The sequence below is a fragment of the Paenibacillus sp. J22P218 genome (assembly GCF_056269195.1).
Map to the genome: position 1 here is coordinate 58,579 of NZ_JBWDNL010000011.1, position 26,348 is coordinate 84,926.

Annotated in this window: 22 protein-coding genes and 2 tRNA genes; 11 read left to right on the top strand and 13 right to left on the bottom strand. The window is 52.2% G+C overall.

From position 1 onward, the window contains the following. The first annotated feature begins 72 nt into the window (after nt 1-72). From AC0YN0_RS30355 to AC0YN0_RS30375, 5 genes are all read left to right on the top strand, one after another. Nucleotides 73-1,422, top strand: coding sequence for an ABC transporter substrate-binding protein (locus tag AC0YN0_RS30355; RefSeq protein WP_475824625.1), 1,350 nt, complete (start codon nt 73-75; stop codon nt 1,420-1,422). A 72-nt stretch (nt 1,423-1,494) separates the two neighbouring features. Beyond that, entirely contained in the window at nt 1,495-2,376 is an 882-nt protein-coding gene (locus AC0YN0_RS30360) for a carbohydrate ABC transporter permease (RefSeq protein WP_337102303.1), read from the top strand. A gap of 11 nt (nt 2,377-2,387) precedes the next feature. Beyond that, nucleotides 2,388-3,215 carry a carbohydrate ABC transporter permease gene (locus tag AC0YN0_RS30365; RefSeq protein WP_475824643.1) on the top strand — a complete coding sequence of 276 codons (828 nt, stop codon included), beginning with the start codon at nt 2,388-2,390 and terminating at the stop codon, nt 3,213-3,215. A 47-nt stretch (nt 3,216-3,262) separates the two neighbouring features. Beyond that, nucleotides 3,263-6,307 carry an alpha-mannosidase gene (locus AC0YN0_RS30370; protein WP_475824626.1) on the top strand — a complete coding sequence of 1,015 codons (3,045 nt, stop codon included), beginning with the start codon at nt 3,263-3,265 and terminating at the stop codon, nt 6,305-6,307. 49 nt (nt 6,308-6,356) lie between these two features. Beyond that, nucleotides 6,357-6,434, top strand: a tRNA-Arg gene (locus tag AC0YN0_RS30375). 174 nt (nt 6,435-6,608) lie between these two features. On the opposite strand, the gene AC0YN0_RS30380 is transcribed toward AC0YN0_RS30375, so the two are convergent. The 3 genes from AC0YN0_RS30380 to AC0YN0_RS30390 form a co-directional block, all read right to left on the bottom strand. After that, nucleotides 6,609-10,595 (bottom strand): fibronectin type III domain-containing protein, encoded by a 3,987-nt coding sequence (locus tag AC0YN0_RS30380; RefSeq protein WP_475824627.1) that lies wholly within the window; start codon nt 10,593-10,595, stop codon nt 6,609-6,611. A gap of 42 nt (nt 10,596-10,637) precedes the next feature. Beyond that, nucleotides 10,638-13,049: a hypothetical protein gene (locus AC0YN0_RS30385; protein WP_475824628.1), complete on the bottom strand. Its 2,412-nt coding sequence runs from the start codon at nt 13,047-13,049 to the stop codon at nt 10,638-10,640. A 214-nt stretch (nt 13,050-13,263) separates the two neighbouring features. Further along, nucleotides 13,264-14,157: a LysR family transcriptional regulator gene (locus AC0YN0_RS30390; RefSeq protein WP_475824629.1), complete on the bottom strand. Its 894-nt coding sequence runs from the start codon at nt 14,155-14,157 to the stop codon at nt 13,264-13,266. A 276-nt stretch (nt 14,158-14,433) separates the two neighbouring features. On the opposite strand from AC0YN0_RS30390, the gene AC0YN0_RS30395 reads away from it, so the two are divergent. Next, the gene (locus AC0YN0_RS30395) at nt 14,434-14,775 is read left to right on the top strand and encodes a YhjD family protein (RefSeq protein ID WP_475824630.1); all 342 of its coding nucleotides are present in this window, start codon (nt 14,434-14,436) and stop codon (nt 14,773-14,775) included. Nucleotides 14,776-14,865: 90 nt separating this feature from the next. Here AC0YN0_RS30395 and AC0YN0_RS30400 read toward each other — a convergent pair whose 3' ends face one another. The 3 genes from AC0YN0_RS30400 to AC0YN0_RS30410 are packed head-to-tail and all read right to left on the bottom strand — an operon-like array spanning nt 14,866 to nt 16,513. Beyond that, a complete protein-coding gene (locus AC0YN0_RS30400; RefSeq protein WP_475824631.1) occupies nt 14,866-15,972 on the bottom strand; it encodes an FtsW/RodA/SpoVE family cell cycle protein in 1,107 nt (368 codons plus the stop codon). Continuing rightward, nucleotides 15,942-16,184 carry a hypothetical protein gene (locus AC0YN0_RS30405; protein ID WP_475824632.1) on the bottom strand — a complete coding sequence of 81 codons (243 nt, stop codon included), beginning with the start codon at nt 16,182-16,184 and terminating at the stop codon, nt 15,942-15,944. The genes AC0YN0_RS30400 and AC0YN0_RS30405 overlap by 31 nt, the downstream gene beginning before the upstream one ends. Continuing rightward, on the bottom strand, nt 16,181-16,513 hold the full coding sequence (locus AC0YN0_RS30410; protein ID WP_442050151.1) for a PadR family transcriptional regulator: 333 nt from the start codon (nt 16,511-16,513) through the stop codon (nt 16,181-16,183). The genes AC0YN0_RS30405 and AC0YN0_RS30410 overlap by 4 nt, the downstream gene beginning before the upstream one ends. Before the next feature lie 283 nt (nt 16,514-16,796). Between AC0YN0_RS30410 and AC0YN0_RS30415 the strand changes: the two genes are divergently transcribed. Continuing rightward, nucleotides 16,797-17,153 carry a DUF4870 domain-containing protein gene (locus AC0YN0_RS30415; RefSeq protein ID WP_475824633.1) on the top strand — a complete coding sequence of 119 codons (357 nt, stop codon included), beginning with the start codon at nt 16,797-16,799 and terminating at the stop codon, nt 17,151-17,153. Nucleotides 17,154-17,201: 48 nt separating this feature from the next. Here the strand turns inward: AC0YN0_RS30415 and AC0YN0_RS30420 are convergent, their stop codons facing one another. Further along, the gene (locus AC0YN0_RS30420) at nt 17,202-18,050 is read right to left on the bottom strand and encodes a MurR/RpiR family transcriptional regulator (RefSeq protein WP_475824634.1); all 849 of its coding nucleotides are present in this window, start codon (nt 18,048-18,050) and stop codon (nt 17,202-17,204) included. A 184-nt stretch (nt 18,051-18,234) separates the two neighbouring features. Here AC0YN0_RS30420 and AC0YN0_RS30425 point away from each other — a divergent pair, with 184 nt between their 5' ends. The 4 genes from AC0YN0_RS30425 to AC0YN0_RS30440 are packed head-to-tail and all read left to right on the top strand — an operon-like array spanning nt 18,235 to nt 22,562. Then, nucleotides 18,235-19,116, top strand: coding sequence for a DUF8171 family membrane protein (locus tag AC0YN0_RS30425; protein ID WP_475824635.1), 882 nt, complete (start codon nt 18,235-18,237; stop codon nt 19,114-19,116). Beyond that, nucleotides 19,113-20,939 carry an ABC transporter ATP-binding protein gene (locus AC0YN0_RS30430; RefSeq protein ID WP_475824636.1) on the top strand — a complete coding sequence of 609 codons (1,827 nt, stop codon included), beginning with the start codon at nt 19,113-19,115 and terminating at the stop codon, nt 20,937-20,939. Before AC0YN0_RS30425 ends, AC0YN0_RS30430 begins: the two co-directional genes overlap by 4 nt. Then, nucleotides 20,920-21,753, top strand: coding sequence for an energy-coupling factor transporter transmembrane component T family protein (locus AC0YN0_RS30435; protein WP_475824637.1), 834 nt, complete (start codon nt 20,920-20,922; stop codon nt 21,751-21,753). Before AC0YN0_RS30430 ends, AC0YN0_RS30435 begins: the two co-directional genes overlap by 20 nt. Nucleotides 21,754-21,806: 53 nt before the next feature. After that, a complete protein-coding gene (locus AC0YN0_RS30440; RefSeq protein ID WP_475824638.1) occupies nt 21,807-22,562 on the top strand; it encodes a PHP-associated domain-containing protein in 756 nt (251 codons plus the stop codon). A 53-nt stretch (nt 22,563-22,615) separates the two neighbouring features. Here the strand turns inward: AC0YN0_RS30440 and AC0YN0_RS30445 are convergent, their stop codons facing one another. The 6 genes from AC0YN0_RS30445 to serS all read right to left on the bottom strand — a co-directional run bounded on the left by AC0YN0_RS30445 (nt 22,616) and on the right by serS (nt 26,333). After that, the gene (locus tag AC0YN0_RS30445; RefSeq protein ID WP_475824639.1) at nt 22,616-23,683 is read right to left on the bottom strand and encodes a hypothetical protein; all 1,068 of its coding nucleotides are present in this window, start codon (nt 23,681-23,683) and stop codon (nt 22,616-22,618) included. A gap of 175 nt (nt 23,684-23,858) precedes the next feature. Next, nucleotides 23,859-24,008 carry a small acid-soluble spore protein P gene (locus AC0YN0_RS30450; RefSeq protein ID WP_475824640.1) on the bottom strand — a complete coding sequence of 50 codons (150 nt, stop codon included), beginning with the start codon at nt 24,006-24,008 and terminating at the stop codon, nt 23,859-23,861. A gap of 27 nt (nt 24,009-24,035) precedes the next feature. Then, nucleotides 24,036-24,212, bottom strand: a complete 177-nt coding sequence (locus AC0YN0_RS30455; RefSeq protein WP_337102447.1) for a hypothetical protein — start codon at nt 24,210-24,212, stop codon at nt 24,036-24,038. Between the two features lie 15 nt (nt 24,213-24,227). Continuing rightward, nucleotides 24,228-24,575, bottom strand: coding sequence for a hypothetical protein (locus AC0YN0_RS30460; RefSeq protein ID WP_337102448.1), 348 nt, complete (start codon nt 24,573-24,575; stop codon nt 24,228-24,230). Nucleotides 24,576-24,873: 298 nt separating this feature from the next. After that, a tRNA-Ser gene (locus AC0YN0_RS30465) sits at nt 24,874-24,962 on the bottom strand. A gap of 87 nt (nt 24,963-25,049) precedes the next feature. Continuing rightward, nucleotides 25,050-26,333: a serine--tRNA ligase gene (gene serS / locus AC0YN0_RS30470; protein ID WP_442053387.1), complete on the bottom strand. Its 1,284-nt coding sequence runs from the start codon at nt 26,331-26,333 to the stop codon at nt 25,050-25,052. Nucleotides 26,334-26,348 lie beyond the last annotated feature (15 nt).

Genomic DNA, 26,348 nt, shown 5'->3' on the forward strand with positions numbered 1-26,348 from the left:
TGTAAGCGCTATCGTCTCTATCTATACAAGACGAAGCCTTCAATATACTATTTTCACTAAGGGGGTAACGCAATGCACAAGCGGTACGGAAAAATAGTGGTGGTCTTGTTCGTATTCATCCTCATGACAGCGCTTGCTTCGGCATGCAGCGGAGGATCGAATAAGGACAACAACGAGGGCTCTTCAGGAACGAATGAGCCCAAGAAGACGGATGAAGCAACCAAGGCGCCTGACTCCGGCAAAAAAGAGAAGCTCGTCTACTACGGGTTCTCGGAATGGGTGGCCGATCCGAACATCGCTCCCGTCTTCGAAGAGTTGAAAACGAAGTTCGAAAGCGAAAATCCCGGATACGAGGTGGAATTCCAAAGCGATCCATGGGGCGATTGGGAAACAAAGTATAAAGTGATGTTCGCGAGCGGCAACGCGCCTGACGTATTTATCGTGAACAACCCGGACTTCCCGACATTCGCGAATTCCGGCTATCTGCTCGACCTCGGCCAAACGCTGGGCGACGGCGCGTTCACCGACTTCTTCCCAGGCATTCTGTCCATGTATACGTGGGACAACAAGCACTTGGCGCTTCCGTACACGACCGACGCACGCGTCCTCTGGTATAACAAGGAAGTGTTCAAGCAAGCTGGGCTCGATCCGGAGAAGCCGCCAACAACATGGAGCGAGCTTAAGAATTATGCCGCTAAGATTACAGAAGCAACGGACGGCAAAGTAGCAGGCTTCGGCATGGACCTCGGTCTTAAGGAATTCCCGACACAAAGCTTGTTCACTGCTTCCACCGGATCCATTATCAATGTGGACGGCGGCGCCATTACGCCTAACGTCAATACGCCGGAATTTAAAGGCTATCTGCAACTGCTTGCCGATATGAAGTCTTCTTATGAATCGGATTATGCTACACTCGATCACCTCAAGCTCGGCACGCTCTTCGCACAGCAGAAAGTAGCGATGGTCATTGCGGGTACATGGGTAACCGATCAGAACCCGGATTTGAAAGCAGCAACGTTCTTCGGCCAATCGCTTGTTCCGAAGATGGATGCAAGCGCACCGGACGGCTCTTTCGGCGGCGGCTTCGGCATCGGAGTCTCGGCTAGCTCGAAGCATCCGGAAGCGGCCGCGAAGCTGGCGCAAATGTTAACCTCGGTCGACTTCAACGCACGCACGATGACCGACGTACCGGCGAATAACGCGTCGCTGGCCGTGTCGAAGTTCGCAACCGATCCGGCTTACGCGATTTTCAAAGACCAAATTAAGTTCGCAAGACAATCGCAGCCAAAGACGCTTTACTACAAAGAAATCGACGCAGCTGTCTATGACACGGTGACAAAAGTCATCATCGGCGACCAAGCGGTCGACCAGGCTGTCAGCGATCTAGAGAACAAAATCAAAGAAATTGCAGCGCAAAAGTAACCGGCTAGGGCAGGCAACGCAACCCGCGGACACCTGCCCTCTTCGTTAAGCCGAAGTTCGGGAGATATGTTTATGACAGATAAACGGCTTCTACGCAAGTTTGTTCCTTACCTCTATTTATTGCCATCGCTAGTCGTAATCGTAGGTTTACTGGCTTACCCGTTATTTTATAACCTATATGTCAGCCTTCACCGGTGGCAGCTCAGCAAGCCCGATAAGCCGTTCATCGGACTCGATAATTTCAAGGACGTAATAACTGACGATATTTTTATGAAAATATTGCTTACGACAATGATATGGACAGTGTGCGGAGTGCTGCTGCAGATGGCAGCCGGGCTATTATCCGCCCTATACGTGGACGAAAGAAGACGAAGCAAAGGCATTCTGCGCTCCGTGCTTCTGCTCCCTTGGGTGCTGCCGGGCGTCGTAACCGCTTTAATGTGGAGCTGGATGCTCCAATCGGATATGGGCATCGTGAACGACATTCTCCAGTACTTGCATCTGACCGATAAAAATATTTCGTGGCTGGGCCCCGACCGGGCGCTATCCACCTTAATTCTCGTCAATACGTGGAAGGCGTTTCCCTTCTGGTTCTTGATGCTGCTTGCATCGCTGCAGGACATTCCTGACGATCAGCTGGAAGCGGCGAAGATTGACGGCGCAAGATGGTTCAGTATTGTTCGCTATATCAAAGTGCCGCATCTCATGCCGATTATCGGCGCGACAGGCGTCATTACGACGATATGGACGCTCAATTATTTCGACCTGATCTGGGTAACGACCAAAGGCGGTCCGATGGATGCGACCTCCACTCTGCCGATCTACACGTACCGGCTGGCATTTGAATTTTTTGACTTCGGCAAATCGTCGGCGATGGCGCTCATTAGCTTGGTCATTATCGGAGTGATCTGTTCGCCGTATATGCGGGCCATGCTGAGATCAGTGAAGGAGTGAGCGTGAACACCATGAAATCGTCTCTTAGAACCGTTATAAACGTTGTTGTTATTGCCGCTGTAATGATCGTTATCTTGTTCCCCCTCTATTGGCTGTTCGTGACGTCGACGAAGCCGTCGGAGGAAATATTCCGAGATCCGCCAACGATGCTGCCGGAGCAATTCACTTGGGAGCATTACGGCAATGTGTTCCGAAGCTCGGAAATTCCGACCTACTTTATGAATTCCGTCATCAATACGGCAGGTACGGTGCTAATCGTGCTCGTTATCGCGAGCTTTGCCGCCTACAGTATGACGAGATATGCGTTCAAGGGGAAGCTTCTCTACTTCACCGTTATTCTATTTGCTCAAGTGATGCCGTTGACGACGCTGATCGTGCCCCTGTACATCATGTGGGGCAAGTTCGATATGCTGAACTCGCACGAGAGCATTATTTTGACCAACAGCGCTATTATGCTTCCGATGGCGATTTGGCTGTTAACCGGCTATTTCAAAAGCGTGCCGAAAGACATCGACGAAGCCGCGACGATCGACGGCGCTTCCTCGCTCGGCATTTTGTTCCGCATGGTTATTCCGCTTGCCAGGTCCGGTCTCGTGGCGGTCGGACTGACCGTCTGCATTACGGCTTGGCAGGAGATGCTGCTCGCCATGACGTTCATTAATTCGGACGCCATGCGGACGCTGCCTGCGGGCATCAATACGTTCATTACGAAATCCGGCATCCAATGGGGACCGCTGAATGCGGCGGGAATCGTGACGACGCTGCCCGTGCTTATTATTTTCATCGTGTTCCAGAAGGCGCTCGTCAGAGGACTAACGGCGGGAGCGACGAAAGGCTGACCTCCCCGGGGTCCACACACTTATCTGCAATACCGGAGGCGTTAATTATGTATGCAAAAGAACGTTTTTATCATATAGCGAAATGGATCAGGGAAAAGGAACGGCTATTGTACCGACCGCTTCAAGCGGTGGCTCTCACATACGCTCCGGCGGATCAATGGTTGTCGCTTGAAGAGGCGCTCCAGCTGTCGTATAACGAGATTGCGCCCGGCACGGAATGGGGAGCGACTTGGCAATACGGCTGGTTTGGCGGACTCGTCGAGCTGCCTAATGAGGCAGCGGGACAACGTGTTGAACTGCGGCTCGCGCTCGGCTCGGAGAGTACCGTGTACGTGAACGGCAAGCTAGCCGGCGCTATCGATCTGCAGCACAAGACCGTGACGTTGACGACGGATGCAGCGGCTGGCGAGCGGTACGCGATTATGGCGGAAGCTTATGCCGGTCATGACCGCGAGCTCCCCGTCTATAAGCAATCATGGCTCGTTCGATCCAATGAGGAGATGTACCATTTTTTCATCGATCTGGAATCGCTGTACCAGCTTTGGAACTTGATTGACCCGAAGACGCTCAGAGCAAGCGAGATCGACCAGGCGTTCGAGCGGTTAATCGCGCTCATGGATTGGAGCGTCCAAGACGACGAGATGGAAGCGATGGCCCGCGCCGGACGTGACGTGCTAAGGCCGCTGCTCGACTGCGTGAACGGATCGACCGCGCCAAAGCTGTTCATGATGGGACAGTCCCATCTCGACATTGCTTGGCTGTGGCCGATCGAGGAGACGAAGCGCAAGATCGCGCGCACGCTCTCCAATCAGCTCTCCCTTCTGGAGCAGTATCCGGAATATCGCTACGTGCAAAGCCAGCCTTATTTGCTGCAACTGACGAAGGAGCTTTATCCCGAACTGTTCGATCGTGTGAAGCGGTACGTCGCAGAGGGACGGATCATTCTTGAAGGCGCTATGTGGGTAGAGCCGGATGCGAACATCCCGAGCGGCGAAAGCCTAGTTCGCCAGTTCCTGTACGGAAAGGCTTTCCTTCGGGACGAATTCGGCGTCGATAGTCAGATGTTATGGCTGCCCGACGTCTTCGGCTATTCCGGCAATCTGCCGCAGCTGATGCTGAAGAGCGGCGTCCGTTATTTCGCTTCGGTCAAAATGTTTCAAACCTACGATAACGACGGCGATCCATTCCCGTACAATACGTTCACATGGGAAGGCATCGACGGCTCGTCCGTTCCCGTTCATCTGCTTGATTACGGTCCGTTCCCGAATCCGGCGGACGTCAACTTCGCCATGCTCCAGTGGAAGGACCGTCCGCAGACGTACGGCATATCGACTCGCCTCTCGCAATTCGGCTATGGCGACGGAGGCGGAGGCGCGAACCGCAACGACTTGGAGTTTCTGCGGCGCATGAATGACCTGGAGGGCGTACCGCGAACGGCGATCAGCTCGCCGATTGATTACTTTGAGGATCTGGAGCGGCGCGGCATGCCGGACAGCCGTTATGTCGGCGAACTGTATTACTCCGCTCATCGCGGAACATTCACCTCGCAAGCCGCGATGAAACGCGGCAACCGCGCCGGTGAAGCAGCGCTGAAAGAAGCCGAGCTGCTCAGTACGCTTGCAGCTTTGGCAAGTGCAGGCCGAACCGCTTATCCGCTCGCGCAGCTAGAGGAAACATGGAAGAAGCTGCTGCTCCTGCAGTTCCATGATATTTTGCCGGGGACGTCCATCGAGCGTGTGCATGAAGAGGCTAGAGCAGGCTTTGCAGGTATGCTTCAGACTGCTAATGGGATAAGCCGCAAGGCCGCCGCCTCTTTAGTGAAGGGCGAGCCTGAGGCGGGCATTACACTGTTCAACGTGCTGCAATGGGAGCGAAGCGCCCTGATTGAGCTGCCGCAAACGTACGAAGGCGCTAAAGATAGCCTTGGACGAATGCTGCCTGTGCAGTCTGTGGACGGCAAGCTGTATGCTAGGGCAGAACTACCGGGCAGCGGTTATCTCACTATCGAGCCTGCTCCCGCGCTGCCTTCCGAGGAGGCAGCCACGCACGGCGCATGGGCAACGGCGGACACGCTCGAGAACGAGCTGCTGCTCGTCCGCTTCAATGAACGGGGAGAAATCGTCAGCATTCGGGACAAGGAGCGCGGGGAAGAATGGGCCAGCGGATTGTGCAATCAATTCCGCCTATATCGTGATCAAACGTCTAACTATGATGCTTGGGAGCTGGATCGCCGTTATGCAAGCTCCGAGCTTGCACTCGATGGGGCTGCCGAGCTGACGGTTACGGCTAGCGGGCCCTTATTCGCGGAAATCACGATTCGCAGAAGTATTGCATCGTCTACTCTTGTGCAGACCGTTCGGCTGACTGCGGGCGGCCGCCGCGTCGAATTCAAGACAACCGTCGATTGGCAGGAACGCCATAAGCTTCTAAAAGTCGGTTTCCAAGTAAACATGCATACGAACGAAGCGCTGCACGAGATGCAGTTCGGTTATGTTAAGCGCCCAAACCATTACTCAAGGCCGCATGACGCCGACCGCTATGAAGTGAGCCAGCACCGCTGGTCCGCGTTCGTCGAGGGCGACCGCTGCTTCGCGCTGTTGAACGATTGCAAATACGGCATGAATACGTATGGCAACGAAATGAACCTGACGCTGCTTCGCGCGCCTTCGGACCCTGATGCGACGGCAGATGCCGGTCTGCATGAATTTACGTATGCGTTCCATGTCTGGAGCGAAGGCTTCGTCAGCAATCCGGTCATTCGTGAAGCATTAGAGCTCAATACGCCAATTCCGCATGCGGCCGGCGCAGCCGGCACGTTCTGCGGCTTGCTCACATCATCCAATGTAAATATTATTGTCGACACGGTGAAGATGGCCGAAGACGGCTCCGGGCATGTCATCGCACGGCTGTACGAGTCCAAAGGCATGTCGGCGCGCAGTACGATTTGCTCCGCTTACGGTTTCTCCAGCGTTCGGGAAACGGACCTGCTGGAGCAAAATGTAGGCGATGAGTTGGCTGCGAACGGCCCTTCGGAGGTCGAGCTGCGGTTTACCCCATTCGAAGTGAAGACCATTCGAATCATCCCGCAATAAAGCGATCACTTGCGCCTCCAACTTCACCCATGTTAAAATGTGAAGTGTTGCGCCCGTAGCTCAGCAGGATAGAGCAATCGTTTCCTAAACGATGGGTCGGGGGTTCGAATCCCCCCGCGGCGCGCCATCATGTGAAACTTATGCCCGTACTGATTTTCGGGTCTTTCCTATTATTAGGCTAACCTTTCTGGTTAGCCTTTTTTCATACTTGTTCGTCAATAGTTAAAATCGTAGTATAAAAAACGAATCGCCCCACTAATGGAGCGATCCGTTATAGAAACAATGACTATGTGCTGCTATTTTATTGATTGCCCAGCGCCTTAAGCAGGATAGCTACCGCTTCCGCCCGAGTCGCTTGATCGTTTGGAGCAAACAAGTTGCCTCCGCGTCCCGATATAATGCCAAGTTCCCTTGCAGCCTCTACGGCTTCCCTGGACCAAGACGGAATATCGTTTGCATCAGCAAAGCTGACTTCCGCTGCCGACTCTGTCCTTGCAAAACCAAACGCTCTGCTGATCAATACTGCAATCTCAGCGCGCGTAATTTCGGCGTTTGGCCTGAAGCTGCCGTCGTTGTATCCAGAAATGACCTTCGCTTCAACCGCTTGCGCTACCGCCTTCTCTGCCCATGAGCCAATGGACTCCTTGTCCGTAAACGATAGGACAGAGCCTTCGTTTTTCCAGTTCAGCGCCTTTGCCAAAATAACGATGAATTCGGCACGGGTAATCGTTTGATTAGGCTTAAATGTACCCTCCGGATATCCCGTAATGAGCGATTTTTCTACAGCACGCTTAATGTCCAGCTCCGCCCAATGTCCGGCAATATCGTTGAACGCGACCGACGGCTTCGGAACTTCCTTGTTCACCGCGAACACGGCAAACTTTGTGAAATGGTCTACTTGTACCGTTATGAATCCATTATTGACGTCCCCGCCGATTTCAATCCAGCGCTTCTCCGTCTCGTCATAGTAAAACACCGAGACAGTCAAGCTTTCGTCCTGCAAAATCTTTTGATCGAACGCAAATCGAAGCGTCACCGGATTTTTGAAGTTTTCGGTAAAGTTTTTCAGCAGTTCAAAAATCGGGCTGGCGAGCTTTTGAGTGTCCTCGATCAAATTAGAGCTGCCCGGAAGCTTCTCCACCTTAATTTGAATCGGCTGATCGGATGTTTCGCTCGGAATAGAAACCCATATTTCCTCGTTCAACTTGACTTCACCCGCTTCGTTGGCAGGAATAACCGTTTCGACAGTTGTAGGCGTTGCTGTTGGTTCTACTGTCGGTTCTACCGTTGGCTCTACCGGTGTTACGGGAGTCGAAGAGCCCCCGCTTGTCGGTACAACCGATGCGGAAGAATCCGATGGCAACGAGTCCCCTACGCCATTGCTCGCAACGACCGTAAACGTATATGCGGTTCGATTAACGAGACCCGTTACCTTGATCGGGCTGGCAATGCCGGTCGCTGTCTTGACCGCCTCGCCACCGCTCCATGCCGTGACCGTATACAAGCTAATATCGCTGCCGTTTCCTGACGGAGCCGTGAATCGTACCGTCGCCTCGCGGTTACCCGCCGTCGCCGTTACGTTTGTCGGCTTATTCGGCGCACTGGCTGGCGTTTCGGCTGCTGTCGGCGTGATCTCATCCGACGGGTCGGAGGCCGATGAGTTACCTACTCCATTGGTCGCAACAACCGTAAACGTGTAAGGCGTACCGTTCGCAAGTCCCGTTACCGTTATCGGACTCGATGATCCAGTGGCCGTCTTGACCGCTTCGCCGCCGCTCCACGCCGTAACCGTGTAGACACTAATATCGCTGCCGTTCGAAGACGGCTCGGTAAAGCTTACCTCCGCTTCGCCGTCTCCCGCCGTCGCCGTTACGTTTGTCGGCTTATTCGGCGCACTGGCTGGCGTTTCGGCTGCTGTCGGCGTAATCTCATTCGACGGGTCGGAGGCCGAGGAATTTCCGACTCCGTTGGTCGCAACAACCGTGAACGTGTAAGGCGTACCATTCGCAAGTCCCGTTACCGTTATCGGGCTGGATGATCCAGTGGCCGTCTTAACTAGTTCTCCGCCGCTCCACGCCGTAACTGTGTATTCACTGATATCGCTGCCGTTCGAAGACGGCTCGGTGAAGCTTACCTCCGCTTCGCCGTCTCCCGCCGTCGCCGTTACGGCCGTCGGCTTGTCCGGCGCGCTGGCCGGCGTTTCCGGCGTTACCGCTTCCGAAGGCTCGGATGCCGGCGAGTCGCCGGTCGCATTGGTTGCAACTACCGTAAAGGTATAGGCTGTGCCATTTTCCAGGCCTGTTACGGTTACAGGGCTTGATGCTCCGTTAGCCGTCTTCACCGATTCGCCGCCGGTCCATGCCGTAACCGTATAATTCGTGTTTATGCTGCCGTCCGGATTATCGGAAACGTTGAAGCTAACCTCCGCTTCCCCGTCACCAGGAACTGCGCTAACTTGGACAGGCGCAAGCGGATGAAGCGGAACAACTTCTACAAGTCGGCTCGAAACAGCTGGTGATTGCTTAGTTGTCGTATTGGGCTCTACAGCTGCAGTCAGCGTTGCAAAACCCAGCTTATGCGCCGTCAATTCGCCTGTCGCAGGATCAATGGAAATGACGCTTTCGTCGGAACTGCTGAACGTAATGCTGTCGTTGCCCTCACTGAGAGCAGCAGTAATGACCGCTTCCTCCCCGAAGCTATACGTTTCCTGCAAATTCGTAAAGCTCACCGTTCTTTTCAGCCATTCCGCAGTCAGCGTGGAGGATAAGCTCCCCGCAGAGCCCGCTTCCAGCTTGGAAGCGCTAGAGGAGATCGCAATGAATTTGGCTCTGTATATATCACCGGATAAAGCCGTGATCGTCAACTGCGACGGGTCGTCGGCATTGCCGGCAATAGCTGCTGGGTTGGAGCCTGCTCCTTTATGCCATTCGACCGTGTAATCCGTACCATATACAAGCGGATACCCGCTTTTGTTGACTACCGAGTCCAAGTTCGTAACGGACAAGGTAACCGGCGTTCCGTAATAGAATCGGCTGTCTTCTTCAACATCAGCCTGAACCGAAATGACCGGCAATGTGCTCAGCTCGCGGGAAACCGTTGCGTTACTGTTCGGATAAGAGCTCGTAGACGTCGTTGTCGTAACTTGTCCATAGTAAGTCTTTCCGGAAGGTTTCAACGTAATATCGACCGGAATTTTGCCCGCTGGAAGGAACAGGTATACCGTTCCAATGCTCAATATAGACGTGTCCAACGTTTGGTCCCCAAAATGTACGGTTACGGCCGTACCGTTCGCAGGAACGGTTGAAGCGTCCACCTTAATCGCCGTAGCATATACCGTCTGGCCGTCCTTATTCACAGCCTGCCTGCCATAGAGGAGAGGAATGCCGTTCGTAAACAGTTGACCGCCGTTGACGATCACGGTTGTCTTCAGAACATTGTCCGCTCTGTTTGCGGAGGAGGCGTAGCCTGACCCAATCGCATCATAATTATAACTGGCAGCATTGGTAGGGACCTTAGCCGTAATCGTTCCGCCATTAATCGTAACTCGCGTCGTCTTGCCGGGATAAGTCGAGTATACGTCGCCGCCGCCTATCGCCGCTGCTGTACCGTTGTAAGACTCCGCATTAATAACGCCCCCGTTTATGACGATATTGCCACCTGCGCCTCCTCTGCCGCCGCCGATTGCGGCGGCCGTATTACCGGTCGCTCTGAATCCTGCTGTAATCGTTCCGCTATTAATCGTAATGTCGCCTGCGGTTTCCGTAATATTGCCGCCAATTGCCGCTGCGCTGCTGTAGCTGCTGACCGACAGAGAATGGCTGTCCGTACCGTCAATCGTATCAACAATCAGCTCCGTTCCTTCTGGCACGCTGATAGCTGCCTTCTGGGTAGCACCGTTATAAGACGAAACGGTGTTTGCGCCGTTAAGAGTCAGATAGACCTTCGTACCGCTGCCTTCGATTGAAATCGTCGGAATAGAAACATAAGCGGCGGTCGATTTAGTAATGGACGCGTTCTCCAGCGTCACATGCTGCTCCACGCCGCCTTTGATCGTCACTACGTTGGCGGAAGATGCGCCCGTAATAATGTAGCCATTCTCATTGTAAGCAGCCGCCCCGCCGCTTGCCGTTTTCCCCGTAACGATGCCGTCGCCGATTGTAATGCTACCCTTGGAAATATCCAGCGTCGTCCTCAGCTCGTCGGCGGATGCACGGGGGACTGCCGATGTAAATAAATTCGCAATAATGGCAGCCGCAAGGCCAAGCCGCAACCAGTTTCCTTTCTTCATTGCGTATGCTCCTCTCATGATTGGAATGTGTCCGGCTCTTCTCTATTCAATCCGGGTAGCGTTAATGACGATTCGGGTATCGCTCGTAATCGTATCTAGGCTTAATAATCCCGTTTCGCTGTCATAGCTATAGTTGGCGTACTTTACTTGAATGTCGCCATCCTGTATTTCATAGCCCTCTTGCGCATGCACGTAAAATTGCGCGCTGCCTCCGGCCACGACGTCTACTGCAGCTGTCTCCCATACAACGGAGTCGGATGCTACGGGAGTTACCGTCCACTGAGCGGTTTGAACCCAAACATAATAACGATAGTCTGATGCAATCGTATATACATCGCCATCGTAGGAGGCTTTATAACGGATGCTGTAAAGGCTCGGAAACGCATTTTCAATGACATTTCCGGTAACCGAATAGATTTGCTGGTTGGTCCCGATTTGAGGAATCCATGTGATATACTCCATTGATTCATCCACGCCATAGATTTTCCCATTCGTCGTCCCCGTCTTGGCTGCAATCGTCGTAAATCCTGACGGCCTCTCCGGCTTTACAACCGTGAAGCTTTTGCTGTAGCTCGCTCCTTGGTAGGAAACGGCCTTTGATTTGCCGCCTTCGTAAACGATGCGAATGGAGTGCTCGCCCGGTAATAGCGCGTTGAAGGTAAAGCTAATAACGCCTGCTTTGTCTCCTGTACCCGTCACTCTCGTATAAGGATACTTGGAGCCGTCTTGATAGAACCGCACTGTAGCTCCCTCAATCGGCGTGTCTAGACCGTCGTCTGAGGTCAGCTTTACGGTATACGTAATTGCCCCGGCGGTTGGGTCCGGCTGCCTTGTAAACTCCGCCTCCGAGGTAACGCTCAGTTTGGCAGGCACGCTTGAAATGGTACTGCCGCCTTCCTTAGGGGCAAGAGCCGTCTTAACCGCGGAGAGCGAAGAAGAACCGGTAACTTTGCCGCCGGATACGGCTATGAATTTAGCCTTGTATACATCGCCTTCAATAGGAGTAACGGTTAGTGTCGCCTCGTCTTCCAAATCTCCGGAGATCGGTTCCGATCCCTTATACCACTGCACGACAAAATCAGTGCCAGGTTGAAGCAGGTAGCCTCCTGCATTAACGACTTCACGGTAGTTGGAAACGGCTAGCACGCTTGTTTTGCCCTCATTTAAATCCGTATCTTCTGGATCGCCATTGTTAACCGTAAGAACAGGTGCGCTCTTAATCGTGCGGGATGCGACGCCGGGAATAAAAGAACTGCTGGTGCCGCCTTCTCCGATGTTTACAGTTCCGTAATATACCGTCTCTGCAGCCTCGCGAGTAATCGCCACATCATGAGCGCCTGCCGGCAAAAAGAGATAAACATATCCGCTGTTCACTAGGTTCGTCCGTACGCTGCCCCCCTCGTACTGTACGTTAACCGCCGTGCCGTTTGCCGGCGCGTCTTCCAGCTTAATGCCCGCTGCATACAACGCCTGCCCCTCTTCATTAACCGGCTGCCGTTTGTATAGAAGAGCGGTAATATTACTGCTATCATTCCGATTAACGATGCTGCCCCCGTTAATGATGACTGAGGTTGAAGCCTGTACCGCTGCTGTATAACTAGAACCGACTTTGCCATAGCCGATAGAATCGTACGCTGCCGCATTCGGAATTTTCGTCGTGACCGTTCCTCCATTGACAGTTATTGCGGTCGTTTTGCCGTTATAGCCAGTAGAGGAGTTGCCGCCCCCTATGGCTGCGGCATAGCCGCCATACGACTCTGCCGTAACCGCGCCGCCGTTAATGACGATTTTGCCGCCCGCTCCGCCTTGTCCGCCTCCGATTGCCGCTCCATAGTTGCCGCTGCGGACAAACTTGGCATTGATTGTACCTTCGTCAATCGTTATTGTGCCTGATGCGGCAGCTTCATTGCCTCCGATCGCCGAGGCGTAGCCCCCATACCCGTTGGCCGTCAATACATGGCTGTCTGTTCCGTCCACCGTACCGATTGTCAGCTCCGTCCCTTCGGCCACGCCGAGCGCTGCCTTTTTCGGATTGCCGGATGTGAGCAAGCTCGTTCCGCTAAGCGTCAAATAGACGACTGTTCCCGCATTTTCAATCGATATCGGGGACAAGCCGTTATAGCCGGTGCTGATTTTAACGTTTTTTAGCTCGATGTCATGGACTCCGCCGCCAATTGTGACCGTATTAGCGGTCTCAGAACTAGAGCTGCTTGTAATGATATAACCATTCGCGTTATATACCGCCGCAACCCCTGCAGTCGTTTTACCGGTAACTGTACCATTGCCAATCTTGATGCTTCCCTTCGATAGATCAAGCGTTGTCTTTGGCGTCTCCGCCGACGTGTAAGGAGCCGGGGCAATGAGGGAAAGCAGAAGCGCGATGACACCGACGAACGCTGCCAGCTTGACACGGTCGGCCTTAGAAGCTGTCCGCAGCTTTGATTGTTGTTGCATAGTCAACATCCTCTCTTTTTATATATAAATAACCCTATACGCATAGTCGGATTTAAAAAACAAATAAACAATGCTCCGACGCATTTCCATACTAATCTGCTTATCTCCGCAAGCTATCAATCCATACGGGAAGCGTCTTCCATGGAAAAGGATAGAATATGATCCTAAGATTATCACCCTGGTTAACATACGTCCAATAAGCATTTGCAGCCGATTAATAGAACCGTTCTATCAACTTCAGCTCTTTATTGATCTCTAGAACCGCCTCGAATATGGAAGGAGCACCGCCTTTGGGCATAATAAGGTTGGTCACCAGCGACAGCTCCGACAACGAAGGAATCGTGACCGGTATGAGCAGTCCATCGTTAATCTCCCGCTTAATGCACAACGTAGGCAAAAAGCTGATACCTTGACGCTCAAGGACAAGCTTCTTCGCCGTCTCCATATTATCAATATGATAATCGATTTTCGGCGGCTGGCTTAGCGTTTCGAATAAACGATGGATTTTGGTCCAATTGAGCGATCCGCATTCATAAAAGACGAACGACTCGGACTCCAGCGCTTCAATGGATAACGGCGGCGCATGCAAAAAGGGATGACCTTGATAAACGCATAGTTTAATGGGATCTTCCATAAATCTTACAGATTCCAAAGCGGGGTGGGACACGCTCCGCACAAAGCCCAGATCGATTTCTTTGTTCAATACCTTTTCTATGATGGAGTCGCTGTTGTCCGTAATGATACGAATTTGAAAATTCGGAAAACGTTCCTTAAGCTTCGGCATAACAAGCGGCACTACATAGTGGGAGATCGTCTCGGTGCAGCCAAGCCGCAGCGTCTTTACTTCCGCCGTTTTGCCGGACATCAATTGCTCCGCTTTCTTGAAGGACTTGAGCGTCTGCTGGGCATGGGGCAAAAACATTTCCCCTTTCTGTGTCAATGAGAAGCGTTTCCCTTCTCTGACAAGCAGCTCAACGCCGAGCTCCTTCTCTAGTGTCCGGATTCGAGATGATATAGACGGCTGCGTCAAAAACAGCGCATCCGCTGCCTTGCGAAAGCTGTTGAAATGAACGACATATACAAAAGCTTCAATGTTTTCAAGGTTCATCTATTCCGTCGCCTCCTCAAGCGGTAGGGGTAGTCTGCAGGGCGATAATCCGACAATCGGATGAGACTTAAGGCCTGCCTTTCGGTTTGCCCATCGCATTATTTCAGACTATTATACTATGTTTTATCGGAATTAAAACCATGAAATTCCTAACCTGTTAAAGTTCCTATCAAAATTCTAGAGAGAAGATAGATAGTTTGGTTATCAAATTCGATTGAAGTGTCCATTGACTGCAGAACAAACGTTCGCATATAATGGAAATGAGGTGACGAACGAATGGCTATGAACGCTTATGTAACAGAGCAACAACCTCCCCTGAGGGAGCCGAATGGACTGATTAAAGAATACATCATTCTTTCTTATACGCTTGCCGCTGTGAAGCGCAATCGCTTGGAGCTTGACAAGAAGGCAAGGTCGCTTCGACCGCTCTTTATTCAAGCGGCGAGCATCGTCGTCGCAAGAATCGAAGCCGATCTTGCGCTTGCCGAGCAGCTGCTTCGGAGCATGCATATCGACATGGGCATAGATGTTCCTCTCATGCCGCAAGAACGACTGAATGCCGAGATCAATAATCGTATTTCCTTCTACGTGACGGAGCTGTTCTCCAAGAAACAGTAGCGGCGGTTGCCGATAACGGGAAAGAAGACCGTACACATGGGAGCTGCGCTCCTCTGTTATATGGTCCACCTTAGTATGGCCAATCGGCCGTTATATGTTGTGAGAAGCTATGGACTTTGCCGCAGATTGTCCGACGATATCTTTACGTCTATACGCCCCCAGCATCAGCCCGACCACTGCCAGTTCAATGAAAGTGTACGAGCCCCAGCCAATAAGGGGAAGCCTCGTAGAGGAGATCGGCATAAATCCGAAGCTCATGAGCAGATTCCAAACGAATTGAACACCTAGAACCGTTACTACCCCGACAATGATTCCTTTTGCATACAGGTCTTTCAGCTGCAGCGCCATGCTAACGACTTTCATAATAAACAAGAACGCTAATACGACTATCATGAGGCCGAATGCCCAACCTAAGCTGTACACAAGATAGGAATAGAGCATTTCGCCGTTAAAGGCAGGTAGCCGGTCGTTGATCGCCCCGAAGCCTTGACCCCACATGCCGCCGCTGCGGATCGCTTCGATTGATCGGTCAGTGTGATAGTTGCTATCCGCATAGGGATATAGGAATCCCTTTAATCGCAACCATACATAACTATATCTGTAGCTATCCTGAGCAATCCATAGAATAATGGCCGCCAAAGTGCCGAAACCGGCTAGAGCCAGCTTGTATTTCCTGCCAATGACAATGATCAGCAGGAAAGTACCGAAGCAGAAGATGCTGTAATATAACAACAAAGAGTTTGAGAGATAGAAGTAAGAAGGCAACAGAAAGAAGAAAACAATCTCCCTCAGAGTCCTCGACTTCTGTTTTAGTCCGCTCTGCTCTGCGGCTCTTTCCATCGTCAATATGCCAGCGAAGGCAACCATGAACAGCAATGGGGAAGCAGCCGCAATATTGAAGGTGAATGGTCCAACCGCAATCCATTGCCGCAAACCAGTTATCACCGGGCCAATCTGGCTAGCGGCCAGCATCAGTGCAATGGTGAAGCCGTATAGATGCCAGGAGTAGCGCTGCAACTTTCGATAATCGAGGAAATAGAAGTACACCATCGCTGCCAAACCCAAGACTACATAAACGATTTTTTTCACGACGTAATGATGGCCGAGTACGGCGCTACCCGTCGCCTGTACCGCCAGCATTGCGACTAGTCCGATCCCAATGAGCATCATGCAGATGCCAAGCAAAGTCCACTCCATTCTCGGCCTATGCGCTGCATGAAGCTGCTTGCGTCGGCTATGGCGGTTTCCTCGGATACATCACCTGCTTGAAGCTTGTCCTGAACCCGCTCTTCCAGATGACTGAGCATTTCCAACCTAATATCCTCATGCACTTCCTTTGCTTTCACTTTGCCGCATACGCTCTCTAGATATTGCTCGACCAAAGGATGCCGCTTAAGCTCATGGTTCATGCATGTCCCTCCCCGATCACGCGATCCACGGTCGCACGGAACAAGGACCATTCCTTCTTCTTCTCGCCTAGCTGCTTGCGGCCCAGCTCCGTTATCCGATAATACTTGCGCTTGCGTCCGCCCTCTTCGTTCCAATAAGACTCTACTTGCTGCTCCACCTCAAGCGTATGCAGGATCGGATATAACGTCCCTTCCTTGAACGTAAACACACCGCCCGAGCTTTGTTCGATTTCCTTCGTCATCTCGTAACCGTACATTTCTTTCCGATTCAGCAGCGTCAGAATAAGGATGACCGTGCTTCCCTTCATTAGCTCTTTATTGATTTTCACTGCAATCCTCCTCATGAGCGAACCAATACATAGATTAACTATACATCGAATATCTATGTATATACTATAAAAAATTTGCCCTTGCTGCAAGCAAATCTTTAAACGGCTTAATGCGACTTGTCCGCCGAGGCGTAAGCAGGCCCGTTAAACGCCACCCCTTGTTATCAATGCGACATACAAAATATTACATGAATTTCCGAGCTAGAGCTGTTATATTTATACATAAATGCTGTGCGTCCGCGCAGCGAACGACAGCTAACGGACAAGAAAGGAGAATCGTTACTTGAACCATCCCTACACGCCTCATCCCGACGAGAAACAATTTGCGATGTTAGCCCACGTCATTGCCTTCGCCGGATTCATCATTCCGCTCGGCAACATTATCGGACCGCTCATCATTTGGCTGATCAAGAAGGATCAATCGCATTATGTGGACTTCCACGGCAAAGAATCGCTGAATTTCCAAATCAGCGTCATGATCTATGGCATCATATCCGGTATTTTGTGGCTGGTGGTCATCGGTATTGTTGCATCGATCGCCGTCGGTATCTTCTGGCTCGTATTGACGATTATCGGTACGATCCGCGCTACGGAAGGACAGTACTACCGTTACCCGCTTACGATTCGGTTTTTTAAATAGCCAAAAAACGGATTCTCTCGACAATCGAGGAATCCGTTTTTTTGTGTCTTACTTCGGTAATTGCGCCGCATATCGCTTGCGCAAGCCGTGCAGCTTATCAAGCTTGTCGAGCGCCTCGCGACCGCGGCGCTTCGTAAGACCTACCGTCAAGGCGTCGATCAGCGCGACAGGAGCGGTCATCGAGTGAAAGCCCTCCAGCTCGCCGCGGTCCAGCTGCAGTACGATATCGCTTTGCGCCAGCATATCCGATACGAGCAGATCGGTCACGAGCACCGTCGTGTAGCCCGCTTCCCGCGATTGCTCAAGCAATACCGTAAGCTCAGGCGACCGCCGCACGAAGCCGAACATAAGCACCGTATCGCCATCTCCCGCTTGTGCCAGCGACTCGAGCAGTTCGCTCCCGCTTCCCGCCATGCCAATGACCCTTACGCCTAGCCGGTTCATACGAAATTTCAGCAGCTCCGTTAAGCAGACGGAAGCTCCCGTTCCGAATACGTAGAGCGTACTCGCTCGATCAATCGCCTCAACGGCTTGTTCGAACTGCTCCCTCTCCACCCGCTTCGACGTTTCCTCCACGTTAGCCGAAGCAATACCCATCATTTCCGTCACGATATCCGCTTCTTCATGCTCGACCTTGCTTAAAATCGACTTCATCTTGCGTGCTGGTGTTGCATGTTCATTTTGCAGCAAGCTTTTCTTGAAAGCCTTTAGATTCGGATAACCGATCGACCGCCAGAACCTAGAAACAGTAGCCGTGCTAACGCCAACGGCTACCGCGATATCCTCCTCCGTACAATACGGGATATGCTGCAGTGCGCCCGCTACGTAATTGGCAATCGCCTGCTGGCTTTTCGACATCGACTCCAAATCCATCTCCAATTGAAAAGAAGTTGCCATCCTGGTCACTGCTCCCCCCTCTTTCTACTTACATGGATTATAGCAAATGATTTTCGATTATGAAGGTTTTCTTTCATACATACATTGAATGAAATTTATTTTACATAAACCATACAATTTGTTGATGATCCGATAACAATTGATCCCTATATTAGGGAGGAATCTAATTCGAGGAGGAATTACAATGGTTTCTGCCCCAAGGCGCCGATACGAGCTTACGCAATCCCAAAAACTGATGGTGTTCATACTCGCGATGTCGCTTTACGGAATTTCTAATATGTTCTCCGAGCTTATTCCCGAGCTCAAGCTTGGGCCGATTGAAATTAAGGTCGAATATTTCGCATTCATTCCTTTGACGCTTTGCATCTTGTTCAACCCGCTGTACGCCGCGCTGGGTGCCTCCTTCGGCGAAGTCATCTTCGGCGAGCTGCTGCTGGGCCAATTCGGCGGTCTTGGCGAGCTGGAGAAGTTTATCGAGTTCACTCTTGCGATGTACATAGCCGGCCTGCTCGTCAGCGATCCGCGCAACCGCAAGCAGCTTGCGCTCGCTTCGTTCGTTGCCGTCGGCATTGATCAAATGCTTAGCGCGATTGTCGATATTAGCAAAGTATGGTTCGGCATCGAAGAGCTGGAGGCCGTTCCCGGCATTCCAGAGAGCATCGTGTTAATCGAAGGTCTCAGCTTCTTGAATGCGATGGTCATTACAGGCGTACTGTTTTCCTTGCTTCCTACGCTGTATCTTGTACCTCGTCTGTACGGCAAGATCGAGCCGCTGCTTGGCATGAAGCCGCGCGACAGCCGCGTGCAGGTGTCGTTCGGTCAGTTGATGACGCCGCGTCTGCTTATCACGTCGATTATGTTCGTCTTCATCGGCGTAACCGGCGAATTTTTATCGGAAGCCGACATTAATATCGCCGTATGGGAGCCGGAGTTCTTGGAGCAGTACGGCAGCGGGTTCATGTGGGTAAGCGTTGGCGCTGCGGCGCTGATTCTGATTGTCACCTTATTCGCAGCCATTCGGGCTAAGTCCAAAACAAGTCAATCTCCGGAGGGAAAACAGATTTGAACGCACATCGGAACGACAGACAACAGGAGGGGCCGCTAGCCGCGGCTCCTATCATCGAGCTGCAAGAGGTTAACTTTCAATACCCCGGTGCGGAAGTCATGGCACTCTCGCATATCCATCTTACCGTACAGCCAGGGGAGTTCATCGCCATCGCGGGAACGAACGGCAGCGGAAAGTCGACGCTGTGCAAATGCCTCAACGGACTGATCCCGAACTATTACGTTGGTGATCTTAGCGGCTATATTCAAGTCGCCGGTCTAATCGCCGAGAACGAATCCGTATCCGCCCTTTCTCGCAAGGTGGCTTACGTCTTCCAAGACTTCGAGAACCAACTGGTACGCCCGACCGTCTATGACGAAGCTTGCTTCGCGCCGCTTAACTACGGCTTCGCGGACTACCGCGAGCGTGCCGCCCGAGCTCTAGCGATGCTGGGATTGGAGCCTTTGAAGGAGCAATGGATATGGCAGCTGAGCGGCGGGCAAAAGCATTTGACGGCGCTGGCCGGCGCCTTATCGCTTGATCCCGATATTATTATCGTCGACGAGCCCGTGGCTCAGCTCGATCCCTATCACGCTAGACTTATTTACGACAAGCTTAAGATGCTGAACGAGCAATATGGGAAAACGATTATCGTCATTGAGCATCATACCGAGTTCATAGCCGACTATTGCAGCAAAGTGGTGCTTATGGACAGCGGCACGATTCGTTGGGTGAAGCCGGTTCAAGAGGCGCTATCGGCGGTTGAAGAGCTGGAAGCTCTTCATATATTGCCGCCGCAAGTGACGCTCGCGGTTAGGGAGACAGAGGCGCATCGACAACTGTCGCCGCTCTACCCGATTACGATCCCGCAAGCCGTCGATTATTATCGCGCGAAGCTGCCTCAGCATCCGGAGCACTCAACAGTCGTTACAACTCAGACCGAGGATAACAGCCCATCTATTTCAGCAGCAGCTGCAGCAGCACCGCTTGTCCATTTCGATAACGTATCCTATGGTTACAAAACGATCACTCGAACCTTGCATCCCGTCCTTCGCGGCATCGATCTCTCCATCCATGAAGGGGATCGCATTGCGCTTGTTGGAAACAATGGCGCAGGCAAATCGACCTTATTGAAGCTCATATCGGGCATTCGGCGTCCGAATGAAGGTTCACTCTCGGTATGCGGTCATCTAACGAAGCATACTTCACCGGAGACGCTATCCGACTACGTGTCCTATATTTATCAAAATCCGGAAGAGATGTTCATTGAAGATACCGTCCGCAAGGACGTCGAATATTTTCTCAAAGCCCGCAGCACCGAGGATTACCGTCCCTTTGTGGATGAAGTGCTGGAGCGGCTGCGACTCACTCCGCTGCAAGACCGGGATGGCCGGCTGCTCAGCGGCGGTCAGCAGCGCAGGGCAACATTGGCGATCGGGCTCGCCATGCAGCCTACCGTCATGCTGCTGGACGAACCGACGGCAAGCCTTGACGCATCCAGCCGCCGCGAGATGACTGCCATGCTGAATCAGCTGCAGGGGCGAGTGAAGGCGACAATCATCGCCACGCATGATATGCAGCTAGTCGCCGAGTGGGCGAACCGTGTCATCGTTATGCATAACGGCCAGGTTGCGCTCGACACTGATCAGCAGTCGCTGTTCGGCCATACGGCCGTGCTGGAGCTTGCGGGACTCATCGCTCCCCAGATCGCCCAGCTCAGCTTAGCGCTGGATTTACGGCCGCCTTCCTTGTCCGTGGACCATTTTGCCGCTCGCATCCATTCGCTTATGGGGCAACATCACATTCGAGAGGAGGCTGCCTCCATTGGAACTGGAAGCCATTAAACAAAACATGCTCGACAAGCTGAGCGTGGAGCAAATCAAGATTGAGCTGATGCGCACCGCCTTCGGTCGTCAGTCCGTCCTGCTGTCCCGTTTCGACCCGCGCATCCTGATTGTTTGGTACTCGTTCTTTGCTGTGGCGCCTTGGTTTTTCCACAACAAAACCGTATTGCTCGGCATGCTCATCCCGATGATTTTTCTTACGATCTCGTCCAAAGTTAGTCCGCTCGTGCTCATCATTATGGGCATCGGCCTTGTCAGCGAGATCGCTTATATTTTATTCGGCTCGCTCCTGTTCGGCGGAAGTTTGGACGCCGTCTGGCCCTTATTGACGCTTACGCTGAAAATCCTCATCATATCGCTCGCCAGCATTGCGGTCTTCTCCAGCATGGATCCCGAGAAGCTCAGCGATGCTTTGCTCAGTATGGGGATGCCGGCGCAATTCAGCTTCGGGGTTTCCTATGGCTACCGCATGCTGCCGATTCTGATCGAGGAGTACCATAACCTGATTCACTCGTTCAGGCTGCGCGGCCGTACGCCCCGCAAGAAAGGTTTGCTGAAATGGCGGTCCCTCGTCTATATGGGCAAAATCGCGGTTTGCGCTTTTTACCCGTTGATCTTGAACACAGCCAAGCGTACGCGCACGACCGTAGAAGCCTTGGAGGTACGCGGCTTCACGTATGCCCTGATCAGCCCGGACGCTAAGCGGTTGAAGCTTGCTTACTTGCGCGTGAAGCCGCTGGATTTCGTTTTCCTAGGCTGCTCGGCGCTTTATATGATCGCTTTGCTCGCTTTTGGCCACATGTTCGTCTTGTGATCCAATGAAATCAAATCAAACCAACACCTCATTTATAGATTGGAGACATAACAATGAACATCGATTTGCATACACACGGCAAGTTAGCGAAAAAAACGGATTTTTCGATGGACTACTTCCTATCGATGACACGCGAAGCGAAGGAAAACGATCTGCAAGCGGTAGCTCTGACCGAGCATTTCAACACGCGCAATTTCTTCGACATGCTGGATCAGCTCGATCGCGAGTTTGAATATAACGGTGACCACTATGTAGTGGGCGGCCTTAAAGTGTTCTCGGGCATGGAGGTTGACGTTGCCGAAGTTGGCCATATCCTCATTATCGGTAACCGTGTCGCTATCAGGGAGCTGCGCGGGCAGCTGGAGCCTTATAGCGGCAAAGACAGCTTTATCCCCTTCAAGGAGCTGCTTGATCGCACGGATAACTATGACGTTCTCCGTATCGGTGCTCATCCGAAACGCGAGAGCACACCGCTGACCCATCACGATCCACTCCAGCTGCAGCGTCTCGATGCGCTTGATGTCAACGCCAAGGATCTGTTCCAATACGGCTTCGGCATGGCCGATGAAGTGCGCCGTTTCGCCGACCAGCTTGGCTTGCCGGCCTGCGCCGGAAGCGATTCGCATCAGCCGCTGCAATTCGGCAGCGTCTACAACCAGCTCCAAGCGGATTGCGATACAGCAGCGCAGATTCGCGATGAAATCCGTGCAGGTCGCTATAGTCTCGAGATTTCCCAATGCCTCAACGTAAAGGTGAAAGCAGCCCAAATGATGAAAGAGCTGCTCAAGAAATCAATGGTGGTTGCGTGACAACCGAAAAAGGCAGGGACAGCGGTTATCCGCGTTCCCTGCCTTTCCTATTTTCACATGCCAGTTGGCGACTTGAACAGCTGAACGAGCTGCTCTAACGTGATTGTTTCGGTTGGAGTTTCGTACTTCAGCTCCGGTGATTTGTTCACATCCGCGTAGCTGACGTTCATATGCAGTCCGAGGTTCAGCTTCTTGCCCTCTTCCTTATCGCTTACCTTAACCGCCAAGTCCATCCCTAAATAAGACAGATACTCGTCCTTAATCGCTCCGGTTGCTTTGAAGAGGTCGAGGCTAACGTCGTTTTTCAACATGTCGAGCGCCTTCGCTTTGCTTGCATCCATTTCGGATTTCATTTTCTCGACATCTGTCTTCTCCAGCTTCAAGGCTGGCAGGGCCGCCTCGTTCGCTAGCAGAACATCGATCAGCTTCGGAAGTGTCTGATTAACAAGCGTCTCAACCGTCTGCTCATAATTGCTGTCATTGATCTCGAATTGAACGATTTGGTCCGCTTTCATATCCTTCGGCAAGCCCGCATCGGCCGCTTTCGGCTCGCTGAAATACGTCTTCTCGTCGAATGACTCGAGAAGCGTGCTCACTGCTTCCTTGCCCAGCTTCTGCTGCGCTTCAACATCCATCTCCGTTACGTTCTCTTGTTCCGCTGAAGCTGATGCTTGGGATAAATCGAGCTTCAAGTATTTATCCTTAATCGCTTCGGGCAGCTGCAGCATCGGAATTTGCGGAATCTTCACGTAAAGCGCATCCTTTTTCATAATCATCGGCACGCTCAGCTTCATTTCCATGTCGCCGGGAAACACGATTTCCATATCCATGTCCATTTGCATCGGATCTTTGCGATATACGCCATCTATCGTAATCTTCGCATCTTTCAACATGCCGACAAGAGCTGCCGCTACAAGCGTATTAGGCTGCGTTGTCGCGCCCCCCGTCCATTCCAAATCATCGATGTCGACATCCATGTGGATGGCGTAGGAGTCAGCCGCCGCATTGTTGCTCAGAGCTTTCAAGAGCGCTTCCTTAGGCGGTGTACTGGAGCTGCAACCCGCTATGGCGAAAATCATTACCGCGATAAGCAGCAACGTTAATTTTTGAAATTTGATCATTACGAAGTTCCCCTCCGCTCATTAGTTCAAGCACCTCCATTCTATACTAATAACCTGATCATTTGAAGCGCATAGGAAAAAAACCGTTCCGAAGGACTCGAAACGGTTCCAAAGTAATATTCCAAAAGCTGCTGCGGGCGAACGGTTCTACCTGTTCGTATTGCTGCCGAGCTAGCTAGCCTTGCGGATTGTTATGCGACACATGATTATGCTGCTTGGTCTTCTTGGATCCTGAATTCGGGGCTTGCAGGCCGCCGCCGGATCGCTGCTTCTGCTGCTGCTGCGTATTCGCTTCTGGCACCGGAACGCTATCTGGCTTGCTCAATCGTATAACCTCCTTCTTCCAAGCTTGTTAGTTGCGCTGATGCTCCAAGTCGGTAGGTTGATCGAAATTCAATGAGTCTTGATGACGGCGATCGTTCTTGTCCTGCTGCAGCTGTTGCGCATGATGGCTGTTTACCGGCTCGGTCTCCAGCGCCTCAACGACGTTCTGCAGGTTTTTGTCGGCAGTGCCCTTTGCTTTCGTCATAGCAGCGCGTCTCCTTTAGGCATGCGTCAATTGCTGCAGTGCTTGAGCGCACTCATGCAAATGACGCTTATAATCGTGTATCAGCTGCTGCATCATATCGGTACGCTCGTCGACAGCTACTTTGTCCTTTTCCACATCGACCAGCTCCACCAGCACCTCGCGGCTATCCACGTAGGAAACCTTGAAATCGAACGTATACATTTGATGACCTGCCGAATGAATCGTTACGCGCAGCGCTTTCGCGTCTGCTTCATCGGGGAATACCTCGCACTTATCGGAGCTGTTCATCGTCTCCGGCAGCGTATTGCGCCAAGCTTCGGCAAGCTGCTCAGGACTCGTGCGAAGCTCGTCTATTTTAGCCATGATTGAAGCACCTCCACATCGATTAAGATGCGAAGAATGACGATGTTTTATACGATGAAAAAACGCCTAAGCGGCTAGAGCTCGGGCGTTGTCATTTGTTGTTCAAATATAACTGGCGGAGAGGATGGGATTCATTCCGTCGCACATAGCCGTACAAGTCGGCCATGTAATTGCGACTATCATGCCAGGGCCTACGGACATGCCTTGGGGCATCTCCGCTTCACGGCCCGTTCGAATCCCATCCCGCCATACACAAAAAAACGATTCCCTTTTCAGGAATCGGCTTGTTTTTTGTATATGGCGGAGAGGATGGGATTCGAACCCATGTGGGCTTGCACCCTAACGGTTTTCAAGACCGCCCCGTTATGACCGCTTCGGTACCTCTCCACATCTAATCGTCACAAATGCTATTGTACCACAGGCCAAAAACGAGAAGCAACTTTATTTTCGGCCCATGGTCAACATTTCTATAAATTACTGTGCAGAAGGAATCGAACTGATGCCGCCCATATACGGACGTAATACTTCTGGGATCGTAATCGATCCGTCTTCTTGCTGATAATTCTCGACAATCGCCGCGAACGTGCGGCCGACCGCAAGACCCGATCCGTTAAGCGTATGCACGAACTCCGGCTTGCTCTTCGCGTCTCTTCTGAAACGAATAGCAGCGCGGCGCGCTTGGAAGTCCTCTACGTTCGAGCAGGAAGAAATCTCGCGGTATGTGCCTGCGCTTGGCAGCCAAACCTCAAGATCGTACGTCTTCGCCGCTGTGAAGCCCATATCGCCCGTACAGAGCGCTAGAACACGGTATGGCAAGCCCAGCAGTTGAAGCACCTTCTCCGCATTAGCCGTCATCTTCTCGAGCTCGTCGTACGATTCTTCCGGCTTCGTCAGCTTAATAAGCTCAACCTTGTTGAACTGATGCTGGCGAATCAGGCCGCGTGTATCGCGACCTGCTGCGCCTGCTTCAGAACGGAAGCATGAGCTGTAAGCGACGAAATATTTGGGTAGATCTTCAGCCGAGAGAATCTCATCCCGGTGAAGATTCGTCACCGGTACTTCAGCCGTAGGAATCAGGAAATAATCAGAGTCGGACAGTTTGAACAAGTCCTCTTCGAACTTCGGCAGCTGTCCTGTTCCGAACAAGCTGTCGCGGTTAACGATGTACGGAGGCAATACTTCCTCGTAACCATGCTGATCGCTGTGCAGATCCATCATGAAGCTGATCAGAGCGCGTTCTAGACGCGCGCCAAGGCCGCGGTAGAACGTGAAGCGCGAGCCCGTTACTTTGCCCGCACGCTCGAAGTCTAGAATGTTCAGCGATTGAGCCAACTCATAATGCGGCTTTGGCTCGAACGCGAAGGATGGAAGCTCGCCGACTCTGCGAATTTCCACATTATCTTCTTCCGATGCGCCGACTGGAACCGTCTCGCTTGGAATATTCGGAATCGCCTGCGTCAGTTCGTCTACTTGAACCTCAAGTACGCGCAGCTCCTCGTCAAGCTCCTTGATGCGATCGCCTACTTCTCTCATCTCCACGATAAGAGCTTCTGCGTCGCCGCCCGACTTCTTCAGCTTGGCAACCTCTTGCGATACGACATTGCGGCGATTCTTCAGCTGCTCCGTCTCTGTAATCAGCTCGCGACGCTTACTATCCAATACCGGAAAACCAGCAATAAGATCAAGCGATGCGCCGCGGTTGCGAAGCGCCTGCTCAACCTTCTCGAATTCATTTCTTAACAGCTTCACGTCAAGCACGTTAGTTAACCCCCC

Excerpts from the sequence above, each read along its gene's own strand:
- AC0YN0_RS30445 (WP_475824639.1), bottom strand. The coding sequence starts at position 23,683 with ATGATCAAATTTCAAAAATTAACGTTGCTGCTTATCGCGGTAATGATT.
- AC0YN0_RS30365 (WP_475824643.1), top strand. The coding sequence starts at position 2,388 with ATGAAATCGTCTCTTAGAACCGTTATAAACGTTGTTGTTATTGCCGCT.
- AC0YN0_RS30395 (WP_475824630.1), top strand. The coding sequence starts at position 14,434 with ATGGCTATGAACGCTTATGTAACAGAGCAACAACCTCCCCTGAGGGAG.
- AC0YN0_RS30425 (WP_475824635.1), top strand. The coding sequence starts at position 18,235 with ATGGTTTCTGCCCCAAGGCGCCGATACGAGCTTACGCAATCCCAAAAA.
- AC0YN0_RS30400 (WP_475824631.1), bottom strand. The coding sequence starts at position 15,972 with ATGGAGTGGACTTTGCTTGGCATCTGCATGATGCTCATTGGGATCGGA.
- AC0YN0_RS30455 (WP_337102447.1), bottom strand. The coding sequence starts at position 24,212 with ATGACGAAAGCAAAGGGCACTGCCGACAAAAACCTGCAGAACGTCGTT.
- AC0YN0_RS30360 (WP_337102303.1), top strand. The coding sequence starts at position 1,495 with ATGACAGATAAACGGCTTCTACGCAAGTTTGTTCCTTACCTCTATTTA.
- AC0YN0_RS30420 (WP_475824634.1), bottom strand. The coding sequence starts at position 18,050 with ATGGCAACTTCTTTTCAATTGGAGATGGATTTGGAGTCGATGTCGAAA.
- AC0YN0_RS30460 (WP_337102448.1), bottom strand. The coding sequence starts at position 24,575 with ATGGCTAAAATAGACGAGCTTCGCACGAGTCCTGAGCAGCTTGCCGAA.
- AC0YN0_RS30390 (WP_475824629.1), bottom strand. The coding sequence starts at position 14,157 with ATGAACCTTGAAAACATTGAAGCTTTTGTATATGTCGTTCATTTCAAC.
- AC0YN0_RS30385 (WP_475824628.1), bottom strand. The coding sequence starts at position 13,049 with ATGCAACAACAATCAAAGCTGCGGACAGCTTCTAAGGCCGACCGTGTC.
- AC0YN0_RS30405 (WP_475824632.1), bottom strand. The coding sequence starts at position 16,184 with ATGAACCATGAGCTTAAGCGGCATCCTTTGGTCGAGCAATATCTAGAG.
- AC0YN0_RS30440 (WP_475824638.1), top strand. The coding sequence starts at position 21,807 with ATGAACATCGATTTGCATACACACGGCAAGTTAGCGAAAAAAACGGAT.
- AC0YN0_RS30370 (WP_475824626.1), top strand. The coding sequence starts at position 3,263 with ATGTATGCAAAAGAACGTTTTTATCATATAGCGAAATGGATCAGGGAA.
- AC0YN0_RS30380 (WP_475824627.1), bottom strand. The coding sequence starts at position 10,595 with ATGAAGAAAGGAAACTGGTTGCGGCTTGGCCTTGCGGCTGCCATTATT.
- AC0YN0_RS30355 (WP_475824625.1), top strand. The coding sequence starts at position 73 with ATGCACAAGCGGTACGGAAAAATAGTGGTGGTCTTGTTCGTATTCATC.